The following is a 6858-nucleotide window of genomic DNA, read 5'->3' on the forward strand; positions in this document are numbered from 1 at the left end:
CGACGGCCCGGCCGCCGATGCGCGCGCCTGCCGCGTCTCCGCCCGCATCCGCTGGCGCTGGGCCTTGCGGCGGGCGCGCAGCGAGACCGGGATGGACCAGAGCTGGTACTTGGTGCCGGCCTGGTCGAACACTTCGTTGGAGTACCCGGACCGGAAGTCGGCGACGGCGGCCCAGGGCAGGGTGACGGCCCGGAACGGGTTGCGGATCCGCAGCCTGTCGTCGTTGCCGAAGACGGCGGGGCGGATCGTGAACGCGACGACGAGCGGCACCGCGAACAGCAGCCCGGCGAGCGCCAGCCACGGGGTGCGGCCGGTCCCGCTCACCACGGCGTCGGTCCCGAGCCAGGCGGCCAGGACGAGCAGCACGACGCCGCCCGCGATGCCGGCGGGCGACCGGTAGATGCGGTCCGGGGACGTGGTGGGGCTGCTGGTCATGACCCCGATTGTGCCTGACGCTGCGCCGGCTTGACCGGTGGGGCCTCGCGCCGTCGTCGACCTGTCGCGCTGCCGGGCGCGGGTCCGGTGGGACTTCTCGCGCCTCGCGCCGTCGATGATCCGTCGCGCTGCCGGGCGCGGGCCGGTGGAGCTTCTCGCGCCTCGCGCCGTCGTTGATCCGTCGCGCTGCCGGGCGCGGGCCGGTGGGGCTTCTCGCGCCTCGCGCCGCCGTGGATCTGTCGCGCTGCCGGGCGCGGGTCCGGTGGGGCTTCTCGCGCAGTTCCCCGCGCCCCTGAAGGCTTGCGGCTTCGCCGCTCAGCCTTCATCGGACCCGCACCCTCCCACCCGCCACAAGACCCGCGGCGCTCAAGCCCAGCCCCTGTACAGCCGCTACGCGCGTAGATATGCTCCCCTCGTGAGCATGCCCACTGCACCCGCATCCGCCGAAGGACACGCGCTGGCCGACGCCGTCGCCTCCGAGGCCACCCTGCGCCGATTCCTCCAGGGGCTGCCTGGCGTCGACGCGGTGGGCCTGGAGGCCCGGGCCGCGGCGCTCGGTACCCGGTCCATCAAGACCACGGCGAAGGCGTACGCCATCGACCTGGCCATCTCGATGATCGACCTGACGACCCTGGAGGGCGCCGACACCCCGGGCAAGGTCCGGGCCCTCGGCGCCAAGGCCGTCAACCCGGACCCGACCGACCGGACCACTCCCCGCACGGCCGCCGTCTGCGTCTACCCGGACATGGTGGAGACCGCGAAGGCCGCCGTCGCCGGGACGGACGTGAAGGTCGCCTCCGTCGCGACCGCGTTCCCCGCCGGACGCGCGGCCCTCGACGTCAAGCTCGGCGACGTGCGCGAGGCCGTCGCCGCCGGGGCCGACGAGATCGACATGGTCATCGACCGCGGCGCCTTCCTCGCCGGGAAGTACATGAAGGTCTACGAGGAGATCCGCGCCGTGAAGGAGGCCTCCGGGGCCGCCCGGCTCAAGGTCATCTTCGAGACCGGCGAACTGTCGACGTACGACAACATCCGGCGCGCGAGCTGGATCGGCATGCTGGCCGGGGCCGACTTCATCAAGACCTCGACGGGCAAGGTCGGCGTCAACGCCACCCCCGCGAACACGCTGCTGATGCTGGAGGCCGTGCGCGACTTCCGCGCCGCCACCGGCGTCCAGATCGGCGTGAAGCCCGCCGGCGGCATCCGCACCTCGAAGGACGCGGTCAAGTTCCTCGTGATCGTGAACGAGACGGCGGGCGAGGACTGGCTCGACAACCACTGGTTCCGGTTCGGCGCCTCCAGCCTGCTCAACGACCTGCTGATGCAGCGCCAGAAGCTGGCCACAGGACGCTACTCCGGTCCCGACTACGTGACGGTGGACTGATCACCCATGACCACACCCAAGTCCCACGCATTCGAGTACGCGCCCGCGCCCGAGTCGCGGTCCGTCGTCGACATCGCCCCCAGCTACGGCCTGTTCATCGACGGCGAGTTCGTCGACGCGGCCGAGGGCAAGGTCTTCAAGACCGTCTCGCCGTCCACCGAAGAGGTCCTCTCCGAGGTCGCGCAGGCGGGCGAGGCCGATGTGGAGCGCGCCGTGCGGGCCGCGCGCAAGGCCTTCGAGAAGTGGTCCGCGCTGCCGGGCGCCGAGCGCGGGAAGTACCTCTTCCGCATCGCCCGCATCATCCAGGAGCGCTCGCGCGAGCTGGCCGTCCTGGAGACCCTCGACAACGGCAAGCCGATCAAGGAGACGCGCGACGCGGACCTCCCGCTGGTCGCCGCGCACTTCTTCTACTACGCGGGCTGGGCCGACAAGCTCTCGCACGCCGGGTTCGGCGCGGACCCCAAGCCGCTCGGCGTCGCCGGCCAGGTCATCCCGTGGAACTTCCCGCTGCTGATGCTGGCGTGGAAGATCGCCCCGGCGCTCGCGACGGGCAACACGGTCGTCCTGAAGCCCGCCGAGACGACCCCGCTGTCCGCGCTCTTCTTCGCGGACATCTGCCGCCAGGCGGGTCTGCCCAAGGGCGTCGTCAACATCCTTCCGGGGTACGGCGACGCGGGCGCGGCCCTGACCGCCCACCCCGACGTGAACAAGGTCGCCTTCACCGGCTCCACGGCCGTCGGCAAGGAGATCGCCCGCACCCTCGCCGGTACGGACAAGAAGCTCACGCTCGAACTCGGCGGCAAGGGCGCCAACATCGTCTTCGACGACGCCCCGCTCGACCAGGCCGTCGAGGGCATCGTCACCGGCATCTTCTTCAACCAGGGCCAGGTCTGCTGCGCGGGCTCGCGCCTGCTCGTACAGGAGTCGGTCCAGGACGAGCTGCTCGACTCCCTGAAGCGGCGCCTGTCGACGCTGCGCCTCGGCGACCCGCTCGACAAGAACACCGACATCGGCGCGATCAACTCGGCGGAGCAGTTGGCCCGGATCACGGCGCTCACCGAGACGGGCGAGGCCGAGGGCGCCGAGCGCTGGTCGGCGCCGTGCGCGCTGCCGTCCGCCGGCTACTGGTTCGCGCCGACGCTGTTCACGAACGTCACGCAGGCGCACACCATCGCCCGCGACGAGATCTTCGGCCCGGTCCTGTCGGTGCTCTCCTTCCGCACCCCGGAGGAGGCCGTCGCCAAGGCCAACAACTCGCAGTACGGCCTCTCGGCGGGCATCTGGACCGAGAAGGGTTCACGCATCCTCGCCGTGGCGAACAAGCTGCGGGCCGGGGTCGTCTGGGCCAACACGTTCAACAAGTTCGACCCGACCTCGCCCTTCGGCGGCTACAAGGAGTCGGGGTTCGGCCGCGAGGGTGGCCGTCACGGTCTGGAGACCTACCTCGATGTCTGAGCGCACTGACCGACTGAGCGTCTTCAAGACCTACAAGCTGTACGTGGGCGGGAAGTTCCCGCGTTCCGAGAGCGGCCGGGTGTACGAAGTGACCGACGCAAAGGGCACCAACTGGCTTGCGAACGCGCCGCTTTCGTCCCGCAAGGACGGCCGGGACGCGGTCGTCGCCGCGCGCAAGGCGTTCGGCGGCTGGTCGGGCGCGACGGCGTACAACCGCGGGCAGATCCTCTACCGCGTCGCCGAGATGCTGGAGGGCCGCCGCGAGCAGTACGTGCGCGAGGTCGCCGAGGCGGAAGGCCTGGGCAGGTCGAAGGCGGGCGCCGTCGTCGACGCCGCGATCGACCGCTGGGTCTGGTACGCGGGCTGGACCGACAAGATCGGTCAGGTCGTCGGGGGCGCGAACCCCGTCGCCGGGCCCTTCTTCAACCTCTCCACGCCCGAGCCGACCGGCGTCGTCGCGGTGGTGGCGCCCCAGGAGTCGTCCTTCCTGGGCCTGGTCTCGGTGATCGCGCCGGTGATCGCGAGCGGCAACACCGCGGTCGTCGTCGCGTCCGAGCGGTGCCCGCTGCCCGCGCTCTCCCTCGGCGAGGTGCTCGCCACCTCCGACCTGCCGGGCGGCGTCGTCAACATCCTGTCCGGCAAGGCGGCGGAGATCGCGCCGTCGCTTGCCGCGCACCAGGACGTGAACGGCATCGACCTCACGGGCGCGGGCCCGGACCTGGCCAAGGAGCTGGAGATCGCGGCCGCGGACAATCTGAAGCGGGTCCGCCGTCCCCAGCCTGTGGAGGACTTCACGGCCGACCCGGGCACCGACCGCCTGACGACGTTCCTGGAGACCAAGACGGTCTGGCACCCGACGGGTTCGCTGGGCGCATCCGGGTCCTCGTACTAGCCGAGAGCCCCGCACAGCCGTAGGCCCCGGCCCCTTCCGCGTCCAGCAGGGGCCGGGGCCTCGTACGTGGCTCAGATACCGAGCCGGCGCGCGATGCCGTCGAGCACGCAGTCGAGGCCGAACGCGAACTCCCAGGCCGGGTCGTCCTTGCGCGTCGCGGACAGGCCGTACTTCCTGTACGTGGGGTAACGGCCGCTCCCCATCAGGTAGTTCATCTGCGGCGCGAGCGCCTGGCGGGTCTCGTCGCCGCTCCCCCAGCCGTGCTCCTCCTTGTACGTGCGCAGCGCGATCTCCGTCTGCGTCGAACCGTGGACGAACGCGCCGACCGCGCGGAACGCCGCCATCATCGCGTCGGCGTCGAGACCCCGGCCGTCCAGCGCCCTCAACTGCCGTTCGGCGACGGCCATCCGGGCCGGGGTGAGCTGGATCAGCGGCAGCGGCGCCTGCCCGAGCCAGGGGTGGCGGAGCATCAACTCCCGTGTCTGCAACGCGAAGGAGCGCAGCACCTCACGCCAGTCGGCCACCTCGTCCGGCACGGCGAGCTCGGACGACACCCGGTCGAACATGAGCGCCCACAGATCCTCCTTGCCGGAGACGTGCCGGTACGCGGCCATGGGGGCGACCCCGAGTTTCGTGGCGAGGCGCCGCATGGTGACGGCGGCGCCGCCCTCCTCGTCGGCCAGATCCACGGCCGCCGCGGCGATCCGCTCCAGCGTCAGCGCGGCCCGCCGGGTGGGCGCGGGCCGCTCCAGGCGCTCCCAGAGGGAGGGTTCCACCAGCCCGTTCGTCGCGCTGTCGCCGTCTTCCCTCGGTGCCGCCACAGCCCGGCCCCTCTCGTTCGCTTCTCTCGTTCGCTTCGCGCCCGATGTCGCGTACAGCGTATCCCCAGTAGACGGCGTACACATGAATGTGTACGTTGTACGCCTAGAAGATACGCCGTACACATCCAGGGGGCTCCGCATGTCCAGCACCACACCGCTCCGCGTCGCCGTCCTCGTCGGCTCCACCCGCGAGGGCCGGTTCGCGCCCGTGGTCGTCAAGTGGCTCACCGGTCACCTCGGGCAGCGCGACGACCTGCGCGCCGACGTCGTCGACCTCGCCGAGACGCCGCTGCCCACCGTCCTCCCCGCGTTCGGACAGGACCCGGCGCCGGAGGCCGTGCAGGCGCTCGCGCTCGTCACCCCGCGCCTGGCCGCCGCCGACGCGTTCGTCTTCGTCACACCCGAGTACAACCACAGCTTCCCGGCGTCCCTGAAGAACGCCATCGACTGGCACGGCGTGGAGTGGCACGGCAAGCCGGTGGCGTTCGTGTCGTACGGCGGCCTGTCCGGCGGATTGCGTGCCGTCGAGCAACTACGGGTCGTCATGGCCGAGTTGAACGCCATGACCATCCGCAACACGGTCAGCTTCCACAACGCCTTCGGGGCCTTCGGGGCGGACGGCCGCGTCGACGACCCGGCGGTGGACACCGCGGCGAAGGCGCTGCTCGACCAGCTCACCTGGTGGGCGCACGCCCTGCGCGACGCCAAGTCGGCCCGCCCGTACGCGGCGTGAGCCATGACGACACACACGACGCGCACGACGCCGCCACGGCAGGAGGAGACGGCCGCCGCCCCCTCCCGCCTCGTGATCGCGGGCCTGCTGCTCGGCATCGTCCTCGCCACGCTCGACGGCACCGTCGTCGGCACGGCGCTGCCCGTCATCGTCGGCGACCTGGGCGGCCTGGACCATCTGTCATGGGTGGTGACGGCGTACCTGCTGGCCTCCGCCGTCACCACTCCCCTGTGGGGGAAGATCGGTGACCTCTACGGGCGCAAGGGCAGCTATCTGACCTCCATCAGCGTCTTCCTCGTCGGTTCGGCGCTGTGCGGACTCGCCCAGGACATGGGGCAGTTGATCGCGTTCCGGGCGCTGCAGGGCGTCGGCGCGGGCGGATTGTTCGTGGGGGCGATGTCACTGCTCGGCACCCTGCTCACCCCGGCCGGGGCCGGCCGCTCCCAGTCGCTCATCGGCGTCCTGCTGCCCGCGGCCATGATCGGCGGCCCGCTGGTCGGCGGCTTCCTCACCGACCGGCTGGACTGGCGCTGGGTGTTCTACGTCAACCTCCCCGTCGGCGCGCTCGCCCTCGCCGTCATCGGGGCCGGGGTCCGGGTGCGTACGGAGCGGATCCGGGCCCGCGTCGACCTCGCGGGCGCCGCTCTGCTCACCGCCGCGATCCTCGCCCTGACGCTGCTCGCGAGCTGGGCGGGCACGACGTACGCCTGGCTGTCGCCGCAGATCGCGGGGCTCGCGCTGCTCGGCGCCGGGACGCTGGCGGCGTTCGTGCGGGCGGAGCTGCGCGCGGCCGAACCGGTGATCCCGCCGCGGCTGTTCCGGGACCGGAACTTCACCGTCGCCCAGGTCCTGAGCTTCACCTCCGGCGCCGCCATGCTCGCCGCCGCGAGTTACCTGCCGCAGTACATGCAACTCGTGCGCGGCAGGTCGGCGACCGAGAGCGGGCTGCTGCTGCTCCCGCTGATGCTGGGGATGATGGGCGCCCAACTGGCCATCGGACGCCGGGTGAGCGCGGGCGGGCGCTACCGCGCCTACCCGGTCGCGGGCGGCGCACTGGCGACCGCGGGCGCGCTCGCCCTGCTGCTCCTCGGCACGGGGACGGCGGTCTGGGCGGCGTCCGGCCTGACGCTGCTGCTCG

7 protein-coding genes are annotated in these 6858 nt (G+C 71.9%); 5 read left to right on the forward strand and 2 right to left on the reverse strand.

Translation table 11 applies throughout. From position 1 onward, the window contains the following. Nucleotides 1–435: PH domain-containing protein (locus tag G3I40_RS24545; protein ID WP_164304287.1), on the reverse strand; the 435-nt coding region annotated here is incomplete at its 3' end. Nucleotides 436–856: 421 nt separating this feature from the next. Here G3I40_RS24545 and deoC point away from each other — a divergent pair. The 3 genes from deoC to G3I40_RS24560 are packed head-to-tail and all read left to right on the forward strand — an operon-like array spanning nucleotide 857 to nucleotide 4166. After that, complete coding sequence (gene deoC, locus G3I40_RS24550) at nucleotides 857–1819, forward strand: deoxyribose-phosphate aldolase (RefSeq protein ID WP_203644727.1); 963 nt, start codon at nucleotides 857–859, stop codon at nucleotides 1817–1819. A gap of 6 nt (nucleotides 1820–1825) precedes the next feature. Further along, the gene (locus tag G3I40_RS24555) at nucleotides 1826–3274 is read left to right on the forward strand and encodes an aldehyde dehydrogenase family protein (RefSeq protein ID WP_164304289.1); all 1449 of its coding nucleotides are present in this window, start codon (nucleotides 1826–1828) and stop codon (nucleotides 3272–3274) included. Then, nucleotides 3267–4166, forward strand: coding sequence for an aldehyde dehydrogenase (locus G3I40_RS24560; RefSeq protein WP_164304290.1), 900 nt, complete (start codon nucleotides 3267–3269; stop codon nucleotides 4164–4166). The genes G3I40_RS24555 and G3I40_RS24560 overlap by 8 nt, the downstream gene beginning before the upstream one ends. A 71-nt stretch (nucleotides 4167–4237) precedes the next feature. Here G3I40_RS24560 and G3I40_RS24565 read toward each other — a convergent pair whose 3' ends face one another. Continuing rightward, nucleotides 4238–4987, reverse strand: coding sequence for a TetR/AcrR family transcriptional regulator (locus G3I40_RS24565; RefSeq protein WP_164304291.1), 750 nt, complete (start codon nucleotides 4985–4987; stop codon nucleotides 4238–4240). A gap of 139 nt (nucleotides 4988–5126) precedes the next feature. Between G3I40_RS24565 and G3I40_RS24570 the strand changes: the two genes are divergently transcribed. Both G3I40_RS24570 and G3I40_RS24575 read left to right on the forward strand, forming a co-directional pair. After that, on the forward strand, nucleotides 5127–5720 hold the full coding sequence (locus G3I40_RS24570; protein WP_164304292.1) for an NAD(P)H-dependent oxidoreductase: 594 nt from the start codon (nucleotides 5127–5129) through the stop codon (nucleotides 5718–5720). Between the two features lie 3 nt (nucleotides 5721–5723). Next, on the forward strand, nucleotides 5724–6858 hold a 1135-nt coding region (locus G3I40_RS24575), incomplete at its 3' end, for an MFS transporter (RefSeq protein ID WP_164304293.1).

It is taken from the genome of Streptomyces sp. SID14478 (assembly GCF_010548525.1).
GTDB lineage: Bacteria > Actinomycetota > Actinomycetes > Streptomycetales > Streptomycetaceae > Streptomyces.

Bases quoted from the DNA above. Each gene is read 5' to 3' on its own strand.
- deoC (WP_203644727.1), top strand. From the start codon at position 857: ATGCCCACTGCACCCGCATCCGCCGAAGGACACGCGCTGGCCGACGCC.
- G3I40_RS24555 (WP_164304289.1), top strand. From the start codon at position 1,826: ATGACCACACCCAAGTCCCACGCATTCGAGTACGCGCCCGCGCCCGAG.
- G3I40_RS24560 (WP_164304290.1), top strand. From the start codon at position 3,267: ATGTCTGAGCGCACTGACCGACTGAGCGTCTTCAAGACCTACAAGCTG.
- G3I40_RS24570 (WP_164304292.1), top strand. From the start codon at position 5,127: ATGTCCAGCACCACACCGCTCCGCGTCGCCGTCCTCGTCGGCTCCACC.